Raw genomic sequence first — 458 nt, 5'->3', positions numbered from 1 at the left:
AGATGTACGCGCTCTACCCGGAGCAGCGCGCCGAAGGCGAGATCGTGATGGACGGCGAGAACCTGCTGCAGTCGAAGCTCGACATCTCGCTCTTGCGCGCGCGCATCGGCATGGTGTTCCAGAAGCCCACGCCGTTCCCGATGTCGATCTACGACAACATCGCGTTCGGCGTGAAGATGTTCGAGCGGCTCACGCGCTCGGAGATGGACGACCGCGTCGAATGGGCGCTCACGAAGGCCGCGCTCTGGAACGAAGTGAAGGACAAGCTGAGCCAGAGCGGCTACGGCCTGTCGGGCGGCCAGCAGCAGCGCCTTTGCATCGCGCGCGGCATCGCGATCCGGCCCGAGGTGCTGCTCCTCGACGAGCCGTGCTCGGCGCTCGATCCGATTTCGACGGGCCGCATCGAAGAGCTGATCGCGGAGCTCAAGAGCGACTACACGGTCGTCATCGTCACGCAC

At 65.1% G+C, this 458-nt stretch carries 1 protein-coding gene; it reads left to right on the top strand.

What is annotated here, in order from left to right:
- Window positions 1–458 (top strand): phosphate ABC transporter ATP-binding protein (locus ACU8YC_RS27235; RefSeq protein ID WP_446896293.1); only part of this gene is annotated, 458 nt, incomplete at both ends.

The organism is Citrobacter sp. VF227, assembly GCF_052950715.1.
This window is presented reverse-complemented; position numbering and strand designations above follow the sequence as displayed.